We start from the raw sequence: 22,737 nt of genomic DNA on the forward strand, positions 1-22,737 counted from the left end.
CTTAGCGGTGCGGTTTCCCCACGTTGCTTCCGGTTTCCACCGACGGGTCCACCGGGACTATCTCTCCCGAAATATATTCGGAAAGCTTTCTAGAATGCTTTCCAGAAATCTAGTCAGATGTTCGCTCACACATCGATTTTACCCCTGTCGGATGTTTTCACTCGTCGTCTCGAACCCGCATCTCCCCGTCCAGCGAGAGCGTCAGTTCGTCACCAGCAAGTCGAATCGTCAACCGGCTTTCCGCCGGGTCGGTCCTGCTCTTTCGCTCCGTTTCCGATCCGTTCGAATCCGGTCGGTCCGTGGGAACCAACTGACCGCTTTTCGACGTGAAAACTGCATAAACCTCACGAAAGTACGGTCAGTAATAGGAACTATAGGGAGTATATATGGCTCGGCGGTCGTAGTTCATTCGAAGCATGACCGACCAACCGACGAACGAGGGACTGGAGAACGTCACCGTCGCGGAAACGCGTCGCAGTTACATCGACGGCGACGTCGGCGAACTGATAATCGGCGGCTACCCGCTCGAAGAACTCGCCGAACACGCGACGTTCGAGGAAACCGTCTACCTCCTCTGGAACGACCGGCTTCCGGACGCTGACGAGTTGACGTCGTTTCGCGCCGACCTCGCCGCGTACCGCGACCTCTCCCCCGCCACGCTCGACCTTCTCAGGGCGGCCGCGGCGGACGACGCCGACCCGATGGACGCGCTTCGGATGGGCGTCGCGGCGGCGACCATCGGCCACGACACCGACGGCCCCGAGGACGAGGCCTGTCTCCTCGTCGCGCAACTGCCGACCATCGTGGCGGCGTACTGGCGACTCCGGAACGGCGACGAACCGGTCGCCCCCGACGGCGACCTCTCCCACGCCGCGAACTACCTCTACATGCTCACGGGCGAGCAACCGACCGACGCCGAGACGCGCGGCCTCGAAACCTACCTCAACTCCGTCGTGGACCACGGCCTCAACGCCTCGACGTTCAGCGGCCGGGCCATCGTCTCGACGGAGACGGACCTCGTGTCGGCCGTCACCGGCGCGGTGGGTGCGCTGAAGGGACCGCTTCACGGCGGCGCTCCCGGTCCGGTGCTGGACATGCTCCTCGACATCCACGAGTCCGGTGACACCGAGGGCTACGTCGAGGAGAAACTCGACGCCGGGGAGCGAATCATGGGATTCGGCCACCGCGTCTACAACGTCCGGGACCCGCGTGCCGCCGTCCTCTCCTCGGCCGCCGAGTCGTTCTACGAATCCGGCGGCGAACGCGACTTCTTCGAGACGGCGAAAACGGTCGAGACGACCACGACCGACCTGTTGGCCGAGCGACGGCCCGATCTGAGTCTGGCGACGAACGTCGAGTTCTACACGGCCGTCCTCCTCCACGGCATCGGGATTCCGTCGGAACTGTTCACGACGACGTTCGCCATCGCCCGCGTCGGCGGGTGGACTGCACACTGTCTGGAACAACTGGAGGACAACCGAATCATCCGCCCACGCTCGGCCTACGTCGGGGAGCGCGACCGAACGTGGGTGCCGGTCGAGGAGCGCTGACTCGGGACTACACCTCCGAACTGGTCGAATCCGTCGGGCGCGGGAGTGCGACGTACGACAGTCGTTCGATGGAGAACGGATCGTAGACGGACTGGTGGCACGGACAGTAGATGTCGTTTTGCGCGTTGAACTTCGCGCTCGCCGGGTCGGCCTTGAACAGCGGCACGCAGCAGAAGTGGGTGCATTTGTTGAGGATGGCGATGAACCCTTCCTGCGTGCTCGCTTTCAGCCACTCGTTCGTCTTCGCCTTCTCTTCGATCGCCGTACTTCTGATTATCTGAACGGGAATCGTCCCGCTCGCCGGCACGTCCTGTGACCGCCACGTCGCGGAGGCGGGTTTTCCGAGCCCGGACTTCCCGATGCCGTCGCCCCACGTTTTGTAGTCGTCGAAATCGTCGATGTTGACCTTGTCTCCCTCCGAGGCCGTCTCGGACTGCCACGTGTACTGCGAGGCGGTGTAGCGGAAGTAGTTGTCCTGATCCGCGTCCGGTTTGATGCCGGGATACGTCTGGACGCCACAGTACTGGAACCACTGCGAGGAGTAGGTGATTCCACCCATCTGCTGTTCGGCGACGGTGACGGTGTTACTGCCTTGTTCGACCTGTTTCACCTCGGGCCAGACGCCTTTCAGGTCGCCGTTGGCGTCGATTTCGACCGGAATCTGGGGCATCCCGCGCGGTGCGGGTCCGGCGATGTTCTCCACGCCGTAGTACTCGACCGTCCCACCGCCCGCTCCCGACGGAGCGGTTGCGGTTTTCATCATCGCCGCCGTTCCCGTGCCGATTCCCGCTAACGCCGCGCTGCCGACGACGCCTTTGACGAATCGTCGACGAGAGGACTCCTCTGGATATTTGTCCGAATCAGACATTTTTCACCTGCGTGTCGCTCGCTCCTGTCAGGGTCACGGGACGAGCGATTCACGCTATCGGTCGCGACTAAGTCCCCGCCGTGCTTTGTTATTGGTAGCCAATCGGTGCGTTGCCCAGTCCTTACCCTCGGACACCGATGGGTAAGTGTCGGTTTTCCACCACTCCCCTCCTTCCTCGCGGGGCTTACCTCTCGCCGTCTAATTTCAAAGAACTGTTATTTTTGCCCTCCTTCGCGACAGGATTCCGAACTACAGCGTCGCTTGCTTGCGATTCGTTGTTTTCACGCCCAACAGAGATATATGTGTGTTCGAGCGATTATGTACTAGAGTATGACTCTCGGTCCACCAACGCGAATTTCGACCGGTGTCTCTGGACTGGACGAGATACTGCACGACGGACTTATTCCGGGACGGAGCTATCTCGTTCGGGGCGATCCGGGAACGGGGAAGACGATTCTCGGCATCAACTATCTTACCGCGAATATCGAGTCGGGCGAGACGGTGTTGTTCGTGAATCTGGAGGAGTCGAAGGACGAGGTCCGGGCGAACGCGGCGACACTCGGTATCGACCTTTCGGGCGTGCATTTTCTCGATTTGAGTCCGGACTCGGACGTGTTCGTCGACGACCAGTCCTACGACATCTTCACCCCGAGCGAAGTCGAACAGGAACCGCTTACGCAGGCGATAACCGACCGGGTCGAATCCACCGACCCCGACCGGGTGTTCATCGACCCGCTCACGAAACTTCGCCACCTGACCTCGGGCGAGTACCAGTTCAGAAAGCAGGTCATTGCGTTCATGCGATACCTGAAAGAGCAGGGTGCAACCGTGCTGGTCACGTCGGAGAACACGGAAACCTCGCCCGACGACGACTTGCAGTACATGACCGACGGGACCATCCAACTCGAACGGTCGGAACGCGGGCGGACGATCGAGGTGCCGAAGTTCCGCGGGTCGTCCATCCGGGAGGGAAAACACTCGATGCGAATCGAGGAGGGCGGTCTCGCCGTCTATCCGGAACTCATCACGAACGAGGAGGGAAGCGAGTACGTCGCCGAACCGATTCCCTCGGGCGTCAGCGAAATCGACGAACTGCTGCACGGCGGCTTGGAGCGCGGCACGGTATCGGTCCTCAGCGGTCCGACCGGCGTCGGCAAGACGACGGCCGGAACGCAGTTCATGAGGGAGGCCGCGAACCGCGGCGAGCGGTCGATAATCTACATGTTCGAGGAGTCGACCGAGACGTTCATGCAACGCAACAAAGCCATCGGCATCCCGGTCGGGGAGATGATCGCCGAGGGGACGCTCTCGGTCGAGGAGGTCGAACCGCTCGACCACTCGGCGATGGAGTTCGCGAGGAAGGTGCGCCACGAGGTGGAGGAAAACGACAGCAGTATCGTGATGATAGACGGGATACAGGGGTACAAACTCTCCGTCAGTAGCGAGGACAAACGGACGTTGGTTCGGAAACTCCACACCCTGTCGCGGTACCTGAAGAGCATGGGCGTGACCGTCATCCTCGTCGACGAAATCGGCACCGTGACCGGCGATTTCAAGGCGACGGAGGCGGGAATCAGCTACCTCGCCGACAACCTCGTCTTCCTCCGGCACCTCGAAATTGCCGGCGAGATGCGCAAAGCCATCGGCGTGTTGAAAAAACGGACGAGCGACTTCGAGCGCACGCTCCGCGAGTTCCGCATCACCGAACACGGCCTCGAAGTCGGCGAACCGCTGATCGGCCTTCGCGGCGTCCTCTCGGGTGCTCCCGAGTGGGTCGAATCCGCACCCGAACCCGATGATGGATGACCGCTCCATCATTCGTGCTCGTCTTGAGCAGGAACGAGCGCAACCTCTCGCTCCTTGCCGACCTCGTTTCCGAGGAGGGGTGTGAAACGAAACCGGTCACGTCGGTCGTGGAGTTCGACGCCGTGTTACGCGGCGAGGCCTCGATAGCCGTCGCCGTCCTCGACACCGAGGGGTACACCGCCGACCTCTGGAAGCGCTGTGAGCACCTCCACGAACGCGAAATTCCCACCGTGATTCTCACTCCCGAGACGCCGCCGCACCTCAGACGCGAAGCCATCAGTCGCGGCGTTCGCTCCATCCTCGAAAAACCGGTCGATACGGCCGACTTGCGCGCGACGATACGCGGCATGCTCAATACGGACTGAGACACTGATGCGTTCATAACATCGGGATCTACACACGTAGAAACACGGACATAGGCTGTCCATTTACAGGCGACACGCTACGCACCACGTCGTCGAACGAACGGCCGAATCGACTCCCGTGGCCGGGAACTCCACGTTTCCAGCACTTACGGGGAATGTCGAGAGCAACGGTCAGCCGGTTTCGGCGTCCTCGTCTCGCTCGTTTCGCTCATCGCGCTGACGCTTCTCGTCCGCGAGAGACAACGCCTTTAACGCTCTCGCGGTATCCTTTCGCAAATGCGAATCGAGAACAGTTTCATTCCCGTCCGCGGGGTGGGCGAGAAGACGGAGCGGAAACTCTGGCAAAACGGCGTCGCTCACTGGGACGAGTTCGACCCGTCGCACGTCGGCGATGCGACCGGCGACCGCATCGAGTCGTTCATCGCCACCGCGAGCGAGCACTTGGACGACGGCAACTCCGGGTTCTTCTCCTCTGCGTTTCCCAGCGGCGAGAGTTGGCGACTGTACGAGAATTTCCGTTCTTCGACCTGCTTTTTCGACATCGAGACGACCGGCCTGAGCCACTATTCGAGCGTCGTCACCACGGTCAGCCTCCATCGGGACGGCGAGACGAAGACGCTCGTCCGCGGCGACGATTTGACCGCCGAGACCCTCCGGCGCGAACTCGGCGAGTCGGATTTGGTCGTCTCGTTCAACGGCAAGCGCTTCGACCAACCGTTCCTCGAACACGAGTTCGACTTGTCAATCGACACGCCCCACGTCGATTTGATGTACGTCTGCAAACGCCTCGGTCTCACCGGCGGCCTCAGCGCGGTGGAAGCAGACCTCGACATCGGTCGCGGCGGCATGGACATCGGCGGCGAGGACGCGGTTCGACTCTGGCACCAGTACGAAGCGGGCGACGAGGACGCCCTCGACACCCTCGTCAGATACAACCAGTACGACACGCAGAACCTCGAAACGATCCTCGATTACGCCTGCGAGACGCTCCACGACGACGTGTTCGCGCGTCACCTTCCCTGAATTCGATACTACCGCGATTTTCGGCTCGTTTCGGAACGATTTCGACTTTTTCAACTCCGTGGAATCGGTTTCCAGTTCCGAGTGTTCGTATCTCCAATTTGGCGCGCGCTGGCGAGGCGTTCCGGCCAGCATTCGGCCGGAACGCCTCGATGAAGCGTGCGAGGGATGAGTATCGGAGGCCGGAGTTCCCGCGAGCGAGGGCGGGAAGACGCGGTTTGTCTTCCCCTGCGAGCGAGGGGGAACTCGAAAGAGCGGGGCTCTTTCGGAGGCCGAGAAACGCAATCGGTTGGGGAGGGTGTGGCTTTCGAAGTCCGTCTCTCAGTGGTAGTGGCTCAAACGCTTCCAACGAAAACGCGTCGCGACCTCGACTACCCGAAAACTGCTATGACTGCACTGTTCCCTCTCGGTCTCGAAAAGGGACTCCCTGCTCACCGACCCGCTTTCATCCGTTCTTCGAACAGGTCGTCCAAATCCGGGGATTCGACCAGTTCGTACTCGTCGCCGACGCGCTCGGCGTAGCCCGCTTCCGCGAGGTGCCGAAGGTGGGCGTAGGACTCGCCGGGGCCGTGGAGGAGGTGGATGCCGTCCAGTTCGCCGAACAGGTGGGACCCCACGGTCCACGGGTCGGTGGGACCGTTGTCCTCCAGCACATCGATGACGTCCTCGGCGCGTTCGCGGTGGTGGGCGTAAATCTCGTCGGCGCGCTCCGCCGGGTCGAGCGAGTCGCCGTGGCCGGGCCACGCGCGGGTGTATTCCTCCGAGACGAAGTGAGAAAGCGTATCGAGGTAGGTGGCGAGCGGGTTTTCGAGGCGGACGTCCGCGCCGCCGACGTTGGGTGTGTAGTTTTCGAGGAGGGCGTCACCGCAGAACAGTTCGCGACCCGAGTCGCCGTCGAAGGCGAATCCGGCGAGGCCGGCGGTGTGGCCGGGAAGGTGGACGGCTTCGAGTTCGAGGTCGCCGACGTCGAACGTGTCGCCCGCGGCGAACGGTTCGACGGTGGGTTCGGGGCCGTCGAGACGACCGACGTCCTGTGCGTGCTGGAACACCGGGGCTTGTATTCGCTCGGGAAGTCCCCACTCGTCGAGCAGACGTCGTTGGCGGGCCTCGATGGCGTCCCACGCGGACTCCGATTGGGCGACGAGCGCGGCGTCTTCCTCGTGGACGAAAACGGTGGCGTCGCTTCGCTCTTGGATGGTTCCCGCGAGTCCGGCGTGGTCGGGATGCCAATGGGTGATGAACACGTCGTCTATGTCGCCGATCGAACGGTCGTAGTCGGCCAACCCGGACTCCAACGAATCGAGCGTTTCGGGCTTCCTGACGCTCGTATCGATGAGCGTCGTGGGGGCGTCGGCGTCGGAACCGAGGAGGTAGATGCTGTTTTCCCCCTCGAACTGCGTGTTTTCGAGTCGAATTCGGTTCACACCCGTTTTTCAGAGCCGATGCTTATGATATTTTTTATGCTTATCTCGATAACGATAGGTTGCGTTCGCGTCACACCTCGTGTTATTCGTCGTTCGTGAGCAGCTGTGCGAGCGACAGCGCCGCGAACGAAGCGACGATGAGGACGTTCCAGACGAGGTCCGGAACGACGGTGAGCGGTGAGACGCCCATCCACGTCGCCGCCATGAGGGCGACGCCGACTGCGGTGAGGACCCGGTAGTAGCGTAGCCAAGGGATTTCGTCTTCGCTCTGGAACTCTTCGGTCGTCTCCACGTCGTCCGTGGGTCGTCCGTTAGCGTCGAGATACGGGTCGAACTGGTCGGCCAGCGGCCCGCGTTCGACGATGCCGCGACTCTTGTTGTATCGGATGATCCCCTCGCTTTCGAGTTTCGGCAGGTGGGACTGATACAGCGCGATGTAGACGCGCTGGCGCTCGTCGGATGTGAGCGCTTGGACAGTGGTGTCGTTTTCCCACGCCGCGACCTGCTCTGCGAGGTCGCGCATCTCGACCGTGCCGCCGGTGTCCTTCAGGAACCGAAGCGCGTCTCGGCGACGTTGTGTCTGGAGAATATGAAATATCTTGTCGCGCGAGAGCGGTTCGACTGATTCGTCGGACGCGTGGTCGAACTCCTCTACCGCCGTCGAGTCGGAACTAACGCTCATCGTTTCGTGCCCTGGTATGCGGTGCTTTCCACGTGTGCCCGAACGCTCGATCGGGGAGTTACGCCGTTACTTCGCACCGAGATTCCCCGTCGTCTCGGTAATCGGTCGTTTCGTTTCTCGCGTGCCATGTAGTTCAATATCTCCTGTCCATTTTATAAAGGTATTGGGTCTGTGTCGATGATAAAGCTCTAATTTATCTTCCGGTCACAGAACGGTACGTTCTTTCCCGCCATGTTTGTTTCGCCAAGGGGACGTTGCCGGGGTTTTAATATCTCGAAATGGAAGCTTTCCACGACGATGGCAAATTTCGACGGGAGGGAGTACAGGCGAGTCGTGCAGCGACTCGCCGGCAACGTTCGGGAACGAGTTGGGTCCGGAATGAGCATGCGCTCTGCTCTCTATCGGTCGGTCGGCGAATGCGTGGGGGACCTCTGGAACCGTGACGTGTCGCTTCGCGTCTGTGAACTCTCCGAGCGGGAACCGGAAATCGAGATGGTGACCGAAATCGTCGCCGAGGACGCGACGGAGACGCACGCCGACTACGAGGTGTTCGTTCGCGCGATGGCGTTTTCCGTCCTCGAACAGGACGTGCGTGACGTGGTCGAAAACACGGTTTCCGTCGAGCGGGAAGCCCTAAATATCGGAGTCGACCGCCCCGAATATAGCGATTAGGCGACACGTTTAGGCGCTTCCGTGTCGTGTTGATTCCATGCCCAGTAGCGCCCGTCCGGACGAGGAGTTCGTCTCCTGTTCCAACTGTGGTAAACTTGTGAACCTCTCGGAGTACCATCCGACGGTGGTCGTCAGACACAGCGTCACCGCCAACCAAACGGAGAACCTAACGCTTCACTTCTGTAGCGAGGACTGTTTGGACGAGTGGACCGGTCCGTTCCCGTAATCCGACGGTCGCGGTAAGCTCACCTTACCGGGCGAACGCTCAGCGTGTTTTACCCGCCTCCTCGCCGTCGGCAGCCGCATGGAGTTCGAACGCCCGGAATCGCGCTGGAAACGCGCCGCCATCATCGGTGGCATCGCGCTCGGATTTTTCGCCGCCTCGTTCGTCGTGCTTCCAGTCGCGCTCCTCGCAGTCGAGTTCGTCGCGGGAATCGTGGTCGGAATAGTTCGCGTCGTCACCGAACCTCGTACGGATCGGCGCCCGGCATGAAGCGTCCTAAATCTACCGTCTGCTGGTAGTCGGTGGACAGAATTCCGCTCAGCTGTTCCCGCAGTCGGTCGCCGTCGTCCGGTCCCCACTCGCGGGGGTCACGAATCGGAACGACGAGGAAGCCGCGTCCTTTGATCTCCTGTGCGTGGAGCGCCGCCATGTCGAGACCGTCTCCGCCGGCACCCATCCCGTGTTTGTTGGCTTGCGCCGTGAACTCCCGGAAGACGTGTTCCGTCGCCGTCTCGCCGACCGGAAGCAGGACGTGTGCCGCGATGGCCCTGAGTTCGGCGTCGAAGAACCGCTCCATGTCGTCATACTCCTTCTGCGTTGGCTGTCGCCCATCGGGAAGCCTACACATGTGGAGATAGCTCATGAACAGGTTGGCGATGACCGGTTCGTCGCTGTACACGTCGCCGAGGAGACCCACCTCGTTCAACACCGGTTGGAGACGCTCGCCGACGACCCCGCCGGTAAACGGGACGTTCGAGTCGGCACCGCCGTGCACTCCCGGATGGTCGCCGATGAGATGAAAATCCGCGTTGGCGTCGCCGTAGCCGAACACTGCACAGTCCCCGTCGTGCGAACCGTTACACCGACAGGGTGGTCGCATTCCGAACGGATTGCTTGCCTGCTCTTCCTCGTGGAGCCACTTCACATTCTCAATAGCATTCCCGTATGAAAAAGCGCGTCGGTACGTCGAACGCTTCGCTGACGGTTCAACGAGTCTTTCTCAGGAATTGATGGATGTAACCGAAAATGGTAGATGCATTGAGTGATGCACCGAACCAGACACAGAGCTGTAGATTTTGACAGGCGCAAAGCCGTGATCATGTCGGATGCGACGTCGAACCTTATTCTTCCCCTCCCTTTTGGTATGTCATAGCATATTTTACGACGGTTGGTTACTATTTAGTTCTTGTGGTGAAAATCGTCCCTGAGAATCTCATCTACCGTTCTCATTCTACTAAAACTGTTCGAACGTCGAACTACGACCAGAATAATTTCCAATTTTACTTTATTCGATATCGGGTTCTTCGCGGGGCAGTGTGGGTCGCTGTCGCTGGCACGGGCACGATTTCGACACTCCGCGCGCTTCGCGTATCTTCGCTCTCACCCGAGACGCCGCTCCGACTCGAATCGTCCCTCGAAAAAACAGCGGTTCGAACCGCATCCTGCCCGTCGTCTCCCGCTACCGCTCGTTCACTTCCAACACGCGTCCCGCGGCGATGGTTTGGCCCATGTCCCGAACCGCGAAACTACCGAGTTCGGGAATCTCCGAGGAGGGTTCGATGGAGAGCGGTTTCTGCGGTCTGACGGTCACGATGGCCGCATCGCCGCTCTGGATGTAATCCGGTTCCTCCTCCACGACTTCGCCGCTCGATGGGTCTATCTTCTGGTCGATGGATTCGATGGTGCAGGCGTCCTGTGCGGTGTGCGCGTGGAACACCGGCGTGTACCCCGCGGTGATGACCGACGGGTGTTGCATCACGACGATTTGGGCCGTGAAGGTGTCCGCCACCTTCGGCGGGTCGTCCGCCGGACCCGCGACGTCCCCGCGTCGGATGTCGTTTTTACCGACTCCGCGGACGTTGAACCCCACGTTGTCGCCCGGTCCCGCCTCCGGAACCTCCTCGTGGTGCATCTCGATGGTCTTCACCTCGCCGGTCACATCGCTCGGTTGGAAGGAAACCGACTCACCGATGTTCAACATGCCCGTCTCGACGCGTCCGACCGGAACGGTTCCGATGCCTGAAATCGTGTACACGTCCTGAATCGGCAGACGAAGCGGCGCGTCGGTCGGCGGTTCCGGCATCGGCAGGTCGTTCAGCGCTTCGAGGATGGTCTTCCCGTCGTACCACGACATCTCGTCGCTGTGGTCGACGACGTTGTCCCCCGCGAGCGCCGACATCGGGATGAACGAGGCGTCCTCCGTGTCGAACCGGACTTGGTTCAGGAGCTTCGTCACCTCGTCTACGACCTCGCGATAGCGGTCCTCGTCGTAATTGACCGAGTCCATCTTGTTGACCGCGACGATGAGTTCGTTGATGCCCAAGGTGCGCGCGAGGAAGACGTGTTCCTGGGTCTGCGGCGCGACACCGTCGTCGGCGGCGACGACGAGAACCGCGTTGTCGGCTTGGCTCGCCCCGGTGATCATGTTCTTCACGAAGTCGCGGTGGCCGGGCGTATCGACGATGGTGAAGTAGTACTCGTCGGTGTCGAACTCCTGATGGGCGATGTCGATGGTGACGCCGCGTTCCCGCTCCTCCGCGAGGTTGTCCATCACGTAGGCGAACTCGAACCCGCCTTTCCCCTTCTCCTCGGCTTCTTGTTTGTGCTGTTCGATGACGTGTTCCGGGACGCTCCCCGTCTCGAAGAGGAGTCTCCCGACTAATGTCGATTTTCCGTGGTCTACGTGGCCGATGATGGCCAAGTTCTGGTGTGGTTTGTCTGGCATAACCCCATTCCCCGTATCGAGTACGTATCGTGACGAATGAGCAAAACAGTTGTGCCGTTTTCTACTCCCCGCTTCGCTCGGTTTCCGCGATTTCGCGCCGCAACTGGCGGCGAACTTCCGCCGCGGAAAGACCTTCCTTTCGTGCTCGCGTCGTCAGTCGATGAAGGGCCGCGGCGAACTCCCCTTCGTCCTCGATTCCACCGTTCATCACCGCCTCGGTTTCCGTCCCGAAATCCGTTTCCCGCACCGTCGATTCGCGTTCGGGGTCACTCTCGGAGGCGTCTCCGGTTCGTCCGGCGAGGACGGCGTTGACCGCCGCGCCGAACAGGATGACGAAACTGCCGACGTACAGCCAGACGATGACGAGGAGCAGGTTTCCGATGGTTCCGTAGAGGCTGGTATTGTACGCCGAGATTTGGGCGTACATGTGAAACACGGAGTGTAGGGCCTGCCAACCGACGGCGGCGATGGCGACACCGGGGAGGACTTCGCCGACCCCGACGTCGATGTTCGGGAACACGTAGTACATGGGCAGGAACGCGACGCCGAGGACGAGTATCGACATCCCCTCGATCAGATAGTCGTCGAAGGGCAACCCCCGTGGCGTCGAAACCGTCGCGCTGGTCACGCCGATGGTGACGACGACGAGGACGAGCGCGACGAGGACGACGACGCCGTCTTTGATTTCCTCCGCGACCGACGTCTTGCGCTCAACGTCGTAGATGTCCGCGAACGCGGCGTCGAGCGCCCGGAAGATTCGAAACGTCCCCCAGAGAAGCACGGCGACGACGACGAACGAGTCGCCGGGCGACGGCGCGCCCGAAATCGCGTTCTGCAGGAAGATATTGGCGCTCGCCGGGAGGTACGAGCCGATGTCCCGAACCAACTGTCTGGCGAGGGTTTCGCTTCCCACCGTGGACACGATAACCGTCAACAGCAGGAGGACGGGAAGCAGGGAGACGAAGGAGTGATACGCGATGCTCCCCGCCATGAATTTGATGTTCTCCTCGCGCACTTCTCGCACGATGTCCCGGCCGAGTGAGACGACGTGCCGGTGTCGAGGGCTCATATCCCGTCTATGGTGAGCGAGCCTAAAAGTTCCAACCGTGTTCCGCGTCGTTTTCCGCTTGCCCCCTCCATCCGTTTTAAGCCGGCGACGCCCGACGTTCGCGTATGAAAGCCGCTGTATTGTGCGAGTACGGCGAACCGCTCTCCATCGAGGAGGTGCCGGAACCGACGCCCGACCCACACGGCGTGGTCATCGAAACCGAGGCCTGTGGTATCTGTCGAAGCGACTGGCACGCGTGGCAGGGTCACGGCGAGTGGGCCGACGACCGAGTGCCGCTCGGGCAAATCCTCGGCCACGAACCCGCCGGACGGGCCGTCGCGGTCGGAGAACAGGTACGAGACATCGAAGCGGGCGACCGAATCGCTGTCCCGTTCAACCTCGGCCGAGGACACTGCGGGTACTGCCAGAACGGCCACGGAAACGTCTGTGAACACGGCATCGCCCTCGGTTTCGAGGAGGCCGCACCGGGCGCGTTCGCCGAACGAGTCCACGTTCCGTACGCCGACTACAACGCGGTAGCGCTTCCCGAATCCGTCTCCCCCGTCGAGATGGCCGGGTTGGGCTGTCGGTTCGTCACGGCGTACCACGCGCTCGCCCACCGCGCCGACCTGACGCCGGGCGACTGGGTAGCGGTCCACGGGTGTGGCGGCGTCGGCCTCTCGGCGGTTCACGTCGCCGACGCCCTCGGCGCGAACGTCGTCGCCGTCGATTTGGACGACGACAAACTCGTCGCAGCGCGGGACCTCGGCGCGGACGAGACGCTCCTCGTCGATTCGGACACCGACGTTCCGACCGTGATCGAAGCCCGCGTCGGCGGGGCTGACGTCTCCATCGACGCGCTCGGAATCGCCGAGACCTGTCGCAACTCCATCGACTGCCTCCGCCCGCGCGGCCAGCACGTCCAACTCGGATTGACGACGGACGAGGAGCGCGGGGAAGTCTCCCTCCCGACGGACGCGATGACGATGCGCGAAATCACGTTCCTCGGCTCGCGCGGGATGCCACCGTCACGATACGACGAACTGCTCCGGATGCTCGACCGCGGGACGCTCTCGCCCGAAAAGCTCGTGACGAACACCGTCCCGCTTGCCAAGGTTCCCGACCGCCTCGCCGCGATGAACGACTTCGAAACGACCGGTATCGAAGTCGTGGATTTCTCATTGTCCTCGCAAAACTTCGGCTACAAAACAATTATTTATTCTGATGTGAAACTCATCGGCATGTCTTCGGACGGTTCCACCGGCGGGCTTTCGCTTCGACGCGCCATCATCATCGGCCTCCTGTTGCTGGCGACGCCGTTCGTCGCGTTCGTCCTCATCGCCGCGGCGTTGACGGCGGATGCCGGGCCGGGCGGTTGGTTGCTGTTGGTCGTCGCGCCGCTGTCGCTTCTCTCGGGTATCTGGTCGTTGACCGGCGACACCGACGGTATGACGCGTCTGTTCGCTCGGTTCGCGTAGAAATAGGGATGTTCTGACCGTCTCGTGGTTCAGACCGGTACTTCGTTCAGGCAGTTCACCTGCTCCCAGTCGCCCGTCTCGTCGAGCCGATAGAGCCGTTGCCGGGCATCGGGGATGTACACTTCCTCCGTGACGGCACCGATATCCGTCAGGTTCTCCAGTGCGCTCCTGACCGTCCGCGCCGAAAGTCGTGATCGCTCCACGATTTCCTTCTGTGTGTGGGCGCCGCTGTACTCCAACACTTTGAACACGAGCTTCGCGCTTGGCGGTAGCTCACACAGGCCGGTCAGGGTTTGCTTCTCCATACAGGGTCTAACGAAATCCACCCACTAAACCGCTCGCTAACTGTGCGGTAACCCGGTATCATGCATGTCACCCGGCGGCAGGGAGTTACACCTGTAACCGGCCGGTTCGGGGTGACACACCTGTCACCGAAAAAGCGTAGGTTCTTTCATGGATGGCTGTGAATATGTGTATATGCAGCCTGAACTAGCAAGCAAAACGCGGTCCGGTGAGATGGACCGGCTGTTCTGCCAGGAATGTGGGGAGCGCTTCGATGCCGACGCCGCGACGGACGACGGATGGCACTATCGGTGTCCGAACGAGGACTGTGACGGTGCGGGAATCCACGAGGACCTGTATCCGATTCAGGACGTGCTCCCGTCGCACCGATAATCGACGTTTCGACCGACCGTCTTTCTTTCTTCCCGCGTCCGATGGAAACGCTTTACATCCCCCGCCGCACGACAACGAATATCGAATGCGGTTCGACAGCTTTCTGATTCAGGCGCTCGCGACGCTCATGCTGCTGGTCGGCCTCGGTCTCTCCGGCTACGCACTCCTCCAGCCACCGCAAAGCACGACGACGTACACGCTCTCGCTGGAGAAGGCGGAGAAAAACGACCCCGGCGTTCGCTCCTCGTCGGTGGACTACGGAAGGCTATCGAACGATGCACGGGTCGCCTTCGGCCGCGCGAAAATCCACGGGTCGTATCGGCTGTCGGACGACCCGCCGGGGGCGCTCGAAGACCATTCGTTCGTCATCGACGGTGAACAGGTGTACGCGCTCTCGATTTCCGAACGCGAACACATCACGGAACGGATGGCGACCCTGTTCGGCGGCACGATGACCGCCGTCATCGGGGCGTTCATCTTCATCTCGTGGCTCGACGTGCTCTCCGGGTTCCGCCCGAACAAAAACTGAATCGTCTCATGCGGTGCCGTTCATCTCGTCGATGTCCTCCCACAGGGCGTCGGCGAACTCGCGTCTGAGACGGAGGGCTTCCTCGTGCGGCAACGTCCATCCCGCCTCTATCTGTTTCGAAACCGGATGATACCGCGTCACGTCGAACCCCATCGTCGTCAGATACTCGTGAACGCGAAGCGACCCGATACCCTCGCTGATGGCCGCGGTACTGAGCCCGCGCAGTTCCGGAAACGGCGGGACGCCTATCTCCGTCGAACGAATCCCGGTTTCCCCCACGACGACGTCCTTGTACGTCGTCTGCTCCATGAGTTCCATCACTTCTCCCACGAGTCGGACGATTTCGGTCGGCAACGCGGTGTCCGGTGCGCGCCATTCGATCGTCGGCGAACGGTGGCGGAGCCGCACCGGTGTCAGCACCGCGTCCTCCCGCTGGAAGTGGTCGGTGAACGTTCCGATGTCGATACCGCGCTCCCGTGCGATGATTTGTAGGATGGTGTACTGCTCGTCGATTCGCGCCTCCCACTGTTCTTCGCTTTCGACGTAATCCCACAGATCACGGTAGCGGGCGAACGTCGAGTGCGATTCGTACCGATACACCGCCGCGCGCGACGAACTGGCCAACTTGCTCCCGTTGTAGTACGGCGAGGAGCAGACCAACGCGAGTGCGGGGTCGAGCGCCGTCAGCAGGTTCAACTGGCGTACGACGTCCGTCTTGTCGAAGTGAACGTGCGTCCCCGCGCAGTTCATCGCGTACTCCATGTCGTCGCCGTACATTCGTTCCAATAGCCGACCGCGCTCGCTCGTGATGTCGAGCGATTCGCGGGCCAGCGGCGTCCCGAGTGGAACGAGTGCCAATCCCTGTTCGTCCGCTTCGTCGCGGACGGCTTTGAGGACCGACCCGAACTCGCGCCGTAGCTCCGCCGTACTCGATACGGGCGGCGTTTGCACCTCTATCAGCGGTGCGACGAACTCGGGGACGACGTAGTCGCTCACCGTGGCGAGGTCGTCGGTTTCGGTCGCTAGTTCTCCCGATTCTTCGATAACCCAATACTCGGCTTCCAATCCTATTTTCATCCATCTCCCCCCGGTCGATGACGAAGTACCGTCGCAACAGAACCCCCACACCGCGGACGTCATCGAACGTTGATTATAGTACGCCGTTTACGCTCTAATAAGTTCCGAGAATTGTTTCATGTCAGAGTCCCCAGAACACTACGATTCCTGCCACGGTCACAACCGATAGGAGTAGTTGGAGCGGCGCGCCGATACGGAAGTAATCCGTAAACTTGTATCCCCCCGGTCCGTAAACGAACAGATTGGTCTGGTACCCGACAGGTCCGAGGAAGGACGTCGAGGCGGCGAACGTCACCGCGAGGACGAACGCGAACGCGTTCACGTCGATGCGTGTCGCGGCCTCGACGGCAACGGGAATCATCAGCACGACGCTCGCGTTGTTGCTGATGACCTCCGTGATGAGTCCCGTGGCGATGTAGAATATCCAGAGGACGACCACGACCGGGAGGTAGTTCGCGCTGGCCGCGACGAGGCCGCCGAGGAGTTCCGCGCCGCCGGAATTTTCGAGGGCGACGCCGAGCGGGATGACGCCCGCCAGCAGGAAGATGACGTTCCACTCGACCGATTCGTACAACTCGCCGGGTTTCAGGACGCCGGTCGCGACCATGGCCACCACGCCGCCGAGCGCCGTGACGAGAATCGGGAAAATCCCGAGCGAGGCGAGCGAGACGACGCCGACGATGATGGCCAACGCCGCCGGAATCTTTCCCGTTCGGTAGTCCGGGTCGCTGACTTGGTGTGCCACGATGAAGTCCCGGTTCGCCGCGAGTCGGTCGATGCTGTCCGCCGACGCTTGGACGAGGAGGGTGTCGCCGACTCGAATCGTCACCTGCTCGGGTCGCTCGTGGATGACTTCCCCGCGACTTCGGAACGCGAGCACCGCCGCGTTGTAACGCTTGCGAAACGTCGCCCCCGACAGCGTCTCGCCGACGAGCGCGGACCCGGAGGGAATGACGACTTCGACCAACGTCTGTTCCTCTCCGGGGTCGATTTCCGCCTCGGTCGGCGTCCCGACGAGCGTCAGGTGCTCCGTCGTCGTGAGCGTTTCGAGGGTCGGTTTGTCGATTCGCAGCGTGAGTACGTCTCCGGCCCGAATCGTCTTCTGGCCGATGGGTTCGATGAACGTCTCGTCGTCGCGAACGAGTTGGATGATTTCGGCGTCGAACACCGCCTCGTCGATGGCGGCTTCGACCGTTCGTCCCACGAACGGCGACCCCTCTGCCACTCGTACTTCCGTGAGGTAGTCCTCCATGTCGTACTCCTCGATGTAGTCCTCCTCCGGGGGGACGCGTTCGGGGAGCAGTCGGTGGCCGACGAACAGCAGGTAGAGTCCGCCGACCACGAGGACGATGACGCCGAGTTTCGTGAACTCGAACATCGAGAAGGCGTGGAGTTGCGGGTTGCCGGTTCGCTCCGCGAGTCGACCCGTGACGTTGCTGGCGAGGATGTTGGTCGAGGTGCCGATGAGCGTGAGCATCCCGCCGAGCATCGAGGCGTACGAGAGCGGGATGAGGAGCTTCGACGGCGAGGTTTTTCCCTCGTGTGCGAGGTCCGTGATGACGGGGACGAGAATCGCCACGACGGGCGTGTTGTTCACGAACCCGGACGCGGGTCCGGCGACGCCGATGGTGGCGAACAGCTGTTTTCTGAGGTCGGTTCCGGCGAACTCGGCGAGACGACTGCCGAGCAACTGGACGACCCCGGTCTGGCTGACGCCCGCGCTGAGGATGAGCATCGCCAGCACGGTGATGGTCGCCTCGTTGGCGAACCCGGCGATTCCCTCGGTGGTACTGATTCCGGTCCACGGTTCGAGTACCATCAACGTAACCATGACCAGAATCGCGGTCACGTCCACGGGAAGCAACTCCGTCGCGAAGAACACCAGCGCGAGGACGACGATGGCGAACACTACCAGCATGTCCGTCGTCACACCAGCCAACCCGGTCTGCATCATACCCCTGTGTACGGATTTTGCCCTAAAAAAGGTTGCTGATAACTTATTAGAAACCCTCAAAAAACTTCAAAAAGGATTTTCAATCATATTCATGTTAATTATTACATGGCTCTTTCCCTTCTCTCAACGGTCGGTCTCGGCACCGAAACCTTCGTGGGCGTGAACGTCGGCGGATCGTCTACGGGCGTCGCGTTCGGTCCCGCGACCGGAAGCGACGCGCTCTCGATGCGACGTGCTTCGATGCTCATGGCTGTCTTCGTCGTCTTCTCGGTCGTTTCCGGGATTTTCTGAGTTATCTCGTGCTGGAGTACCTCGGTTCAAAACCAGTTCTTTTCAGTCGGCAACGTGACCGCCGTCGCTCGCCGGATAGCAGTCGAAGTCGGCGGTTTCGCAGTCGCCGCTCTCGGACTCGATTTGAATGGTGGCGTGGCCGATGTCGTGTCGCTCGCTGAGGACCTGACGTGCGGCGTCGAGAACCGCGTCGCGGTCCGCGTCGTCGCGGACGACGACGTGGGCGCTACAGGCCAAACTGCGGTTGGTGAGCGCCCAGACGTGCACGTCGTGGACGTCCTCCGTCCCGTCCAACCCGCGGAGCGTCTCGGTGATGTCGTCCACGTCGATGCTGGACGGCGTCCCTTGCAGGAGGATGTTGGTACTTTCCACGAGGAGGTCCTTCGCGGAGTACAGGACGAGCGCGGCGATGACGAGGCTGAATAGCGGGTCGAGGATGTAGAGGTCGGAGACGTACAACCCGACACCTAACGCGATGGCGGCGAGGCTTCCGGCGGCGTCGGTCAGCAGGTGGAGGTACACGCCCTCGACGTTGAGGCTGTCCCGGCCGCCGTGGAGGACGTAGGCCCCGGCGAGGTTCGCGCCGAGTCCCACGATACCCACGACGATGGTCGGGAGCGCCTTCACGTCCTGCGGGTTCTGGAATCGCATGACGGCTTCGTAGGCGACGTAGACGACGATTATCACGAGGAAGACGCCGTTCGCCAGCGCGGCGAGAATCTCGGCGCGCTGATAGCCGTAGGTGCGTTTCGAGTCCGCATCGAGCGTCGCGATCCACGCGGCGAAGAGCGCGAGGAGGATGCTCGCCGAGTCCGTGAGCATGTGTGCGGCGTCGGCGAGGAGCGTGAGCGAGTTGGCGTACAACGCCCCCGCGATTTCCACGACGAAGAACGCGGTGTTGATGACGAGCGCGATTTTCAACGCCCGTCGATTGCCCGACCCGCCGTGGTCGTGTCCGTGACCCCCGCCGTGGTCGTGTCCGTGACCCCCGCCGTGGTCGTGTCCGTGACCCCCTCCGTGGTCGTGACTGTGACCGTGGTCGTGGCCATCGTGGTCACGGTCGTGTCCATGACCGTGCGAGTGATCGCTCATGTGAGAACGGAGCGCCTTCTCGGATATTAATTCCCCTGTCAGTGATACGGGGTAGAATAACATCTCCTAACAATCGGACGGAAATACGTTAATAACAAGTCCGGAACATCCGTCACTCCACGAGTCGTTCGACCAGTTCGATTTCGTCCGCCGAAAGTCCGTAGGCTCGATAAACGAGTCGGTCGATTTCCGCGTCCGTCCGGGCGATTTTCGCGTCCAGTTGCGCCGCCGTCCGGCACGCCTCCACGAACGCCATCGCGCGTTCGAGCGGCGGCAGACGTACGGATTCGAGTCGGTCGAGCGGCGAGATGGTCTTCCTCGCTTCCTCGGTGAACCCGTCGTTCGCCACGAGGCGTGGCACGTACCACCCGAGTACGTCGTCCCACGTGGTCATCTCGTCACTCTCGATCACGAGCGCTCGAACCGGTTCCGTCGCCGTGAATCCCCACGAATCGGTCGCACGATCCTCCGCGGGACGGTAGCGTGCCGTCGCCCAAAAGGCGAGTTCCTCCTCCCGCTTTTCGACGCGCACGTCGCCGAGACGAAGCGCGTCCCGCGTCGCCGTCGTCTCGGTTAGCGGGGAGTCGGTATCGACCCGCCGGGAGATGTCCCCGAGTCGCGGGCCGCCGCCTCCTTCCGGCAGTTCGATTTCGAGGTCGGCACGCGCCGAGCGCAAGCGTTCCGACCGCTTCGTCAGCGCGACCAGTTCGTCGCGCTCGTCGCTTCCGTCGGGTACCGGCAACTGGCTGGCGAACATCGGCTTGAACCGGAGATAGCCGCCGCTGACGTGCGTCCCGCCGTACACCTGCTGAAACCAACAGGCCGACGCGGTGGCGTTGATGACTCCGAGGAGATAGCGGAGCGGCAGGTCCGACCGCGGGCGGGACTGGACGCTGTAGAGCGTGTTGAGTGCGTACATTCCATCGTTGCTATACGCCGCGACGGGGCGTTCGCTGATGTCCCGAAGGAGCAGTTTCTCGTCGTCGAACACCGTCCGTTCACGCAACGCGCCGTATTCGTCGTCGCCGATGAGCGACGGGTCGAACCGAATCCAGTCGCCGCTCCATTCGATTCGGTAGCGCGAGACGTCCCCGCCGCCCACGACCCGCTCACAGTCCGGGTCGGATTCGTCCGCGATGAGTTTCTCGCGCACGTTGCCGGTGTGGATTCCTTCCGTCATGTCGACGTGCGTTCCGAGTTCGTCGAACTCCCGCACGAGTCGTTCTGCCACAGGGGCGAACGCAGGGTCGATACCGACGGGAATCACCCTGTCGCCGAGCGCGTCTACGAACGAGCGCGAGAGCACCGTTTCCGCTGTTTCCGCCGCTCCGTCCTCCGATTTCGACTGCCGAATCGGTATCTCCTCGGTCGGTCCGTCGCCGGAGTCGAAGGTCAGGACCAGCGGATAGACGCTCGCGTCGGCGAACACCGAGGCGGTGGACACGTCGAGCAGTTCCACCACCCGATGCCGGTCGAAGAGGTGGTCACGAAGGGTGCGGCCGTACCGCGCCGTCGTCCACTTGTTCGGGACGATACAGGACACCCGACCGCCGAGGGCCGCCATGCGCTCGACGAACGGCACGTAGAGGTCGAACGCGCCGCGTACGGTTTCGAAACGCTCCCGAAGGTCGGCCTTTCGCCCCGGCGGAAGGTGTCGGCTCCGAACGTAGGGGGGATTCCCGACCACGGCATCGAATCCCGTTTCGTCGAACCCCTTCCCATCCATCCACTCGGGGTCGGGGGCGAGCGCATCGCCGACGACGAGGGTATCGTCCGGCCAGACGCCGGTTTCGAACCAGACGGCCGACCGCGCGAGTTCGACCGCCAGCGGGTCCACGTCCACGCCGAACACGAGGTTCTCCGCGGCGTATCGTCGGGCCGGTTCGGTCGGTTCGTCGCGCGATTCGGCCACCCGGTCGATGGCGCAGGTCAGGAAGTTCCCGCTTCCCATCGCCGGGTCGAGAACGCGGGTTTCGCCGTCGGATTCGCTCCCATCGAGCGCCCGCGAGACGGCGTATTCGACCACCTCGGTCGGCGTGTAGTACGCGCCGACCGAGGCCCGCCGCGTCGCGTCGTCCGTGAGGAACACTCCGTCGTCCCCCATTTCGGGTTCGTAATCGAGCGACCGCTCGTACACGCCGCCCACCTGCTGAAACGAAAACGCGTCGTATTCGAGCGTCCCGAGGAGTTCGTCCACCCGTTCGTTCGCGCCTTTCGAGAGCGAGTCCCGTCGCCTCCGTTCGTCCCGCAGTTCGGGACCGGTCGCGAACGGCGGTCGGTCGTGGTTGCGTGCCGCGGCGAACTCGGCGACGAGACGCTCGAAGGTATGAAGGAGGGCGGCGTCGAACGCCGATTCCAGTTCGTCGGCCGTCGGGTGGGTCGTTTCGAGGCGTTCGCCGATGAGGTGTTCGAGGGCCTGTCGGACGGTTTCGTCCAACGCTTCCGTAGAGTCCGCGGTCGCTCCACGGTTTCCGTTCATTACTTTCAAAACTCCCGCCTGTGGGATAAGTTTACTCCGCGTAAAGCGAGTAGGCGATCGCGGCGAACCCGAGGGCGGTCAGCGTACTCTCGATGACGAGGACGAAATCCATGTTCACGTTGAACGCTTGGTCCGCCAGTCCGGCGAGAAGGGCTCCGAGGGTGACGACGCCGAAACCGATGGCGAGCGACCTGAGTGCCGGAGAACCGGTTCGTCGATACGCTTTGAAGGCGAAGTACGTTATCAGTCCGCCGAGGACGAGCGTGAGGGTTTTGAGCGCGATGACGATGACGGTGACGTTCATGTTTCCTTTCTCACCTCCGTCCACAGTCGTTCGAGGCGTTCGTCGGTCGTCTCCGGCGGCCGGTCTATCGACACTTCGAACTCGCTATCGTCGGTCAGCGAGATGTTGACCGACTCCACCGTGATTCGGTACCGGGAAGTGTGATGGCCGTCCTCACGAATCTCGGTTCGTTCGTCGACGAGCGAGGCTTCGCTTAGCATGTCGAGCTTTCGGTAGAGCGTCGAGAGCGGGATGTCCGTCGCGTCGGCGATTTCCCGCGCTGTCATCGGGGCGCGTAATTCCATGATTATTCGTCGGCATGCGGGGTCGTCCAGGGCGTCGAGGATGTCCTGTAATTCGGGCGCATCGTCTGCCAAATCCCGCACCATTCGATCCCACCTTTCGTTTCTCAGTACATAATTGGTTCGACTACTTTGACCGTTCTCGGCGGATGAGAATCATCGAAAAACGGAGGACGGTACGGAGTCACACACCA

At 61.9% G+C, this 22,737-nt stretch carries 24 protein-coding genes and 1 pseudogene; 11 read left to right on the top strand and 14 right to left on the bottom strand.

What is annotated here, in order from left to right; all coding sequences use genetic code 11:
• Positions 1 to 157: 157 nt before the first annotated feature.
• Positions 158 to 310, bottom strand: coding sequence for a hypothetical protein (locus LJF34_RS18820; RefSeq protein WP_231186854.1), 153 nt, complete (start codon positions 308 to 310; stop codon positions 158 to 160).
• Between the two features lie 106 nt (positions 311 to 416).
• Between LJF34_RS18820 and LJF34_RS18825 the strand changes: the two genes are divergently transcribed.
• Positions 417 to 1,550, top strand: a complete 1,134-nt coding sequence (locus tag LJF34_RS18825; RefSeq protein ID WP_231186855.1) for a citrate synthase/methylcitrate synthase — start codon at positions 417 to 419, stop codon at positions 1,548 to 1,550.
• Positions 1,551 to 1,557: 7 nt separating this feature from the next.
• Here the strand turns inward: LJF34_RS18825 and LJF34_RS18830 are convergent, their stop codons facing one another.
• Positions 1,558 to 2,418, bottom strand: a complete 861-nt coding sequence (locus LJF34_RS18830; protein WP_231186856.1) for a Rieske 2Fe-2S domain-containing protein — start codon at positions 2,416 to 2,418, stop codon at positions 1,558 to 1,560.
• Positions 2,419 to 2,748: 330 nt separating this feature from the next.
• Here LJF34_RS18830 and LJF34_RS18835 point away from each other — a divergent pair, with 330 nt between their 5' ends.
• The 3 genes from LJF34_RS18835 to LJF34_RS18845 all read left to right on the top strand — a co-directional run bounded on the left by LJF34_RS18835 (position 2,749) and on the right by LJF34_RS18845 (position 5,612).
• Positions 2,749 to 4,224 (top strand): ATPase domain-containing protein, encoded by a 1,476-nt coding sequence (locus tag LJF34_RS18835; protein WP_231186857.1) that lies wholly within the window; start codon positions 2,749 to 2,751, stop codon positions 4,222 to 4,224.
• A complete protein-coding gene (locus LJF34_RS18840; protein ID WP_231186858.1) occupies positions 4,221 to 4,589 on the top strand; it encodes a response regulator in 369 nt (122 codons plus the stop codon). Before LJF34_RS18835 ends, LJF34_RS18840 begins: the two co-directional genes overlap by 4 nt.
• Before the next feature lie 276 nt (positions 4,590 to 4,865).
• The gene (locus tag LJF34_RS18845) at positions 4,866 to 5,612 is read left to right on the top strand and encodes a ribonuclease H-like domain-containing protein (RefSeq protein WP_231186859.1); all 747 of its coding nucleotides are present in this window, start codon (positions 4,866 to 4,868) and stop codon (positions 5,610 to 5,612) included.
• 428 nt (positions 5,613 to 6,040) lie between these two features.
• Here LJF34_RS18845 and LJF34_RS18850 read toward each other — a convergent pair whose 3' ends face one another.
• Positions 6,041 to 7,033 carry an MBL fold metallo-hydrolase gene (locus LJF34_RS18850; RefSeq protein ID WP_231186860.1) on the bottom strand — a complete coding sequence of 331 codons (993 nt, stop codon included), beginning with the start codon at positions 7,031 to 7,033 and terminating at the stop codon, positions 6,041 to 6,043.
• 82 nt (positions 7,034 to 7,115) lie between these two features.
• On the bottom strand, positions 7,116 to 7,715 hold the full coding sequence (locus LJF34_RS18855) for a hypothetical protein (RefSeq protein WP_231186861.1): 600 nt from the start codon (positions 7,713 to 7,715) through the stop codon (positions 7,116 to 7,118).
• 297 nt (positions 7,716 to 8,012) lie between these two features.
• On the opposite strand from LJF34_RS18855, the gene LJF34_RS18860 reads away from it, so the two are divergent.
• The 3 genes from LJF34_RS18860 to LJF34_RS18870 all read left to right on the top strand — a co-directional run bounded on the left by LJF34_RS18860 (position 8,013) and on the right by LJF34_RS18870 (position 8,880).
• Complete coding sequence (locus LJF34_RS18860) at positions 8,013 to 8,387, top strand: hypothetical protein (protein ID WP_231186862.1); 375 nt, start codon at positions 8,013 to 8,015, stop codon at positions 8,385 to 8,387.
• 37 nt (positions 8,388 to 8,424) lie between these two features.
• Positions 8,425 to 8,613 carry a hypothetical protein gene (locus LJF34_RS18865; protein ID WP_231186863.1) on the top strand — a complete coding sequence of 63 codons (189 nt, stop codon included), beginning with the start codon at positions 8,425 to 8,427 and terminating at the stop codon, positions 8,611 to 8,613.
• A 78-nt stretch (positions 8,614 to 8,691) separates the two neighbouring features.
• Positions 8,692 to 8,880 carry a hypothetical protein gene (locus tag LJF34_RS18870; protein WP_231186864.1) on the top strand — a complete coding sequence of 63 codons (189 nt, stop codon included), beginning with the start codon at positions 8,692 to 8,694 and terminating at the stop codon, positions 8,878 to 8,880.
• Here the strand turns inward: LJF34_RS18870 and LJF34_RS18875 are convergent.
• The 3 genes from LJF34_RS18875 to LJF34_RS18885 form a co-directional block, all read right to left on the bottom strand.
• A complete protein-coding gene (locus LJF34_RS18875) occupies positions 8,846 to 9,442 on the bottom strand; it encodes a uracil-DNA glycosylase family protein (protein ID WP_231187244.1) in 597 nt (198 codons plus the stop codon). The genes LJF34_RS18870 and LJF34_RS18875 overlap by 35 nt on opposite strands.
• A 627-nt stretch (positions 9,443 to 10,069) precedes the next feature.
• The gene (gene tuf / locus LJF34_RS18880) at positions 10,070 to 11,335 is read right to left on the bottom strand and encodes a translation elongation factor EF-1 subunit alpha (RefSeq protein ID WP_231186865.1); all 1,266 of its coding nucleotides are present in this window, start codon (positions 11,333 to 11,335) and stop codon (positions 10,070 to 10,072) included.
• 61 nt (positions 11,336 to 11,396) lie between these two features.
• Positions 11,397 to 12,404 (bottom strand): YhjD/YihY/BrkB family envelope integrity protein, encoded by a 1,008-nt coding sequence (locus LJF34_RS18885; protein ID WP_231186866.1) that lies wholly within the window; start codon positions 12,402 to 12,404, stop codon positions 11,397 to 11,399.
• A gap of 104 nt (positions 12,405 to 12,508) precedes the next feature.
• On the opposite strand from LJF34_RS18885, the pseudogene LJF34_RS18890 reads away from it, so the two are divergent.
• Positions 12,509 to 13,558 (top strand): annotated as a pseudogene (locus LJF34_RS18890) (zinc-dependent alcohol dehydrogenase family protein); the annotation flags it as partial.
• 332 nt (positions 13,559 to 13,890) lie between these two features.
• Here the strand turns inward: LJF34_RS18890 and LJF34_RS18895 are convergent.
• Positions 13,891 to 14,166 (bottom strand): MarR family transcriptional regulator, encoded by a 276-nt coding sequence (locus LJF34_RS18895; protein ID WP_231186867.1) that lies wholly within the window; start codon positions 14,164 to 14,166, stop codon positions 13,891 to 13,893.
• A 172-nt stretch (positions 14,167 to 14,338) separates the two neighbouring features.
• Between LJF34_RS18895 and LJF34_RS18900 the strand changes: the two genes are divergently transcribed.
• Both LJF34_RS18900 and LJF34_RS18905 read left to right on the top strand, forming a co-directional pair.
• The gene (locus tag LJF34_RS18900) at positions 14,339 to 14,536 is read left to right on the top strand and encodes a transcriptional regulator (RefSeq protein WP_231186868.1); all 198 of its coding nucleotides are present in this window, start codon (positions 14,339 to 14,341) and stop codon (positions 14,534 to 14,536) included.
• A gap of 85 nt (positions 14,537 to 14,621) precedes the next feature.
• A complete protein-coding gene (locus LJF34_RS18905; protein WP_231186869.1) occupies positions 14,622 to 15,065 on the top strand; it encodes a hypothetical protein in 444 nt (147 codons plus the stop codon).
• A gap of 6 nt (positions 15,066 to 15,071) precedes the next feature.
• Here LJF34_RS18905 and LJF34_RS18910 read toward each other — a convergent pair whose 3' ends face one another.
• Positions 15,072 to 16,142 (bottom strand): glutamate-cysteine ligase family protein, encoded by a 1,071-nt coding sequence (locus LJF34_RS18910; protein WP_231186870.1) that lies wholly within the window; start codon positions 16,140 to 16,142, stop codon positions 15,072 to 15,074.
• A 121-nt stretch (positions 16,143 to 16,263) separates the two neighbouring features.
• On the bottom strand, positions 16,264 to 18,096 hold the full coding sequence (locus LJF34_RS18915; RefSeq protein WP_231186871.1) for an SLC13 family permease: 1,833 nt from the start codon (positions 18,094 to 18,096) through the stop codon (positions 16,264 to 16,266).
• A gap of 105 nt (positions 18,097 to 18,201) precedes the next feature.
• On the opposite strand from LJF34_RS18915, the gene LJF34_RS18920 reads away from it, so the two are divergent.
• Entirely contained in the window at positions 18,202 to 18,387 is a 186-nt protein-coding gene (locus LJF34_RS18920; RefSeq protein ID WP_231186872.1) for a hypothetical protein, read from the top strand.
• 42 nt (positions 18,388 to 18,429) lie between these two features.
• Here the strand turns inward: LJF34_RS18920 and LJF34_RS18925 are convergent, their stop codons facing one another.
• The 4 genes from LJF34_RS18925 to LJF34_RS18940 form a co-directional block, all read right to left on the bottom strand.
• Entirely contained in the window at positions 18,430 to 19,479 is a 1,050-nt protein-coding gene (locus tag LJF34_RS18925) for a cation diffusion facilitator family transporter (protein WP_231186873.1), read from the bottom strand.
• A gap of 112 nt (positions 19,480 to 19,591) precedes the next feature.
• Positions 19,592 to 21,958: an N-6 DNA methylase gene (locus LJF34_RS18930; RefSeq protein WP_231186874.1), complete on the bottom strand. Its 2,367-nt coding sequence runs from the start codon at positions 21,956 to 21,958 to the stop codon at positions 19,592 to 19,594.
• Positions 21,959 to 21,989: 31 nt separating this feature from the next.
• Positions 21,990 to 22,262, bottom strand: coding sequence for a hypothetical protein (locus tag LJF34_RS18935; RefSeq protein ID WP_231186875.1), 273 nt, complete (start codon positions 22,260 to 22,262; stop codon positions 21,990 to 21,992).
• Positions 22,259 to 22,630 (bottom strand): helix-turn-helix domain-containing protein, encoded by a 372-nt coding sequence (locus LJF34_RS18940; protein WP_231186876.1) that lies wholly within the window; start codon positions 22,628 to 22,630, stop codon positions 22,259 to 22,261. Before LJF34_RS18940 ends, LJF34_RS18935 begins: the two co-directional genes overlap by 4 nt.
• Positions 22,631 to 22,737 lie beyond the last annotated feature (107 nt).

Origin of the sequence: Haladaptatus sp. DYF46, assembly GCF_021083305.1 — an archaeon.
Lineage (GTDB): Archaea > Halobacteriota > Halobacteria > Halobacteriales > Haladaptataceae > Haladaptatus.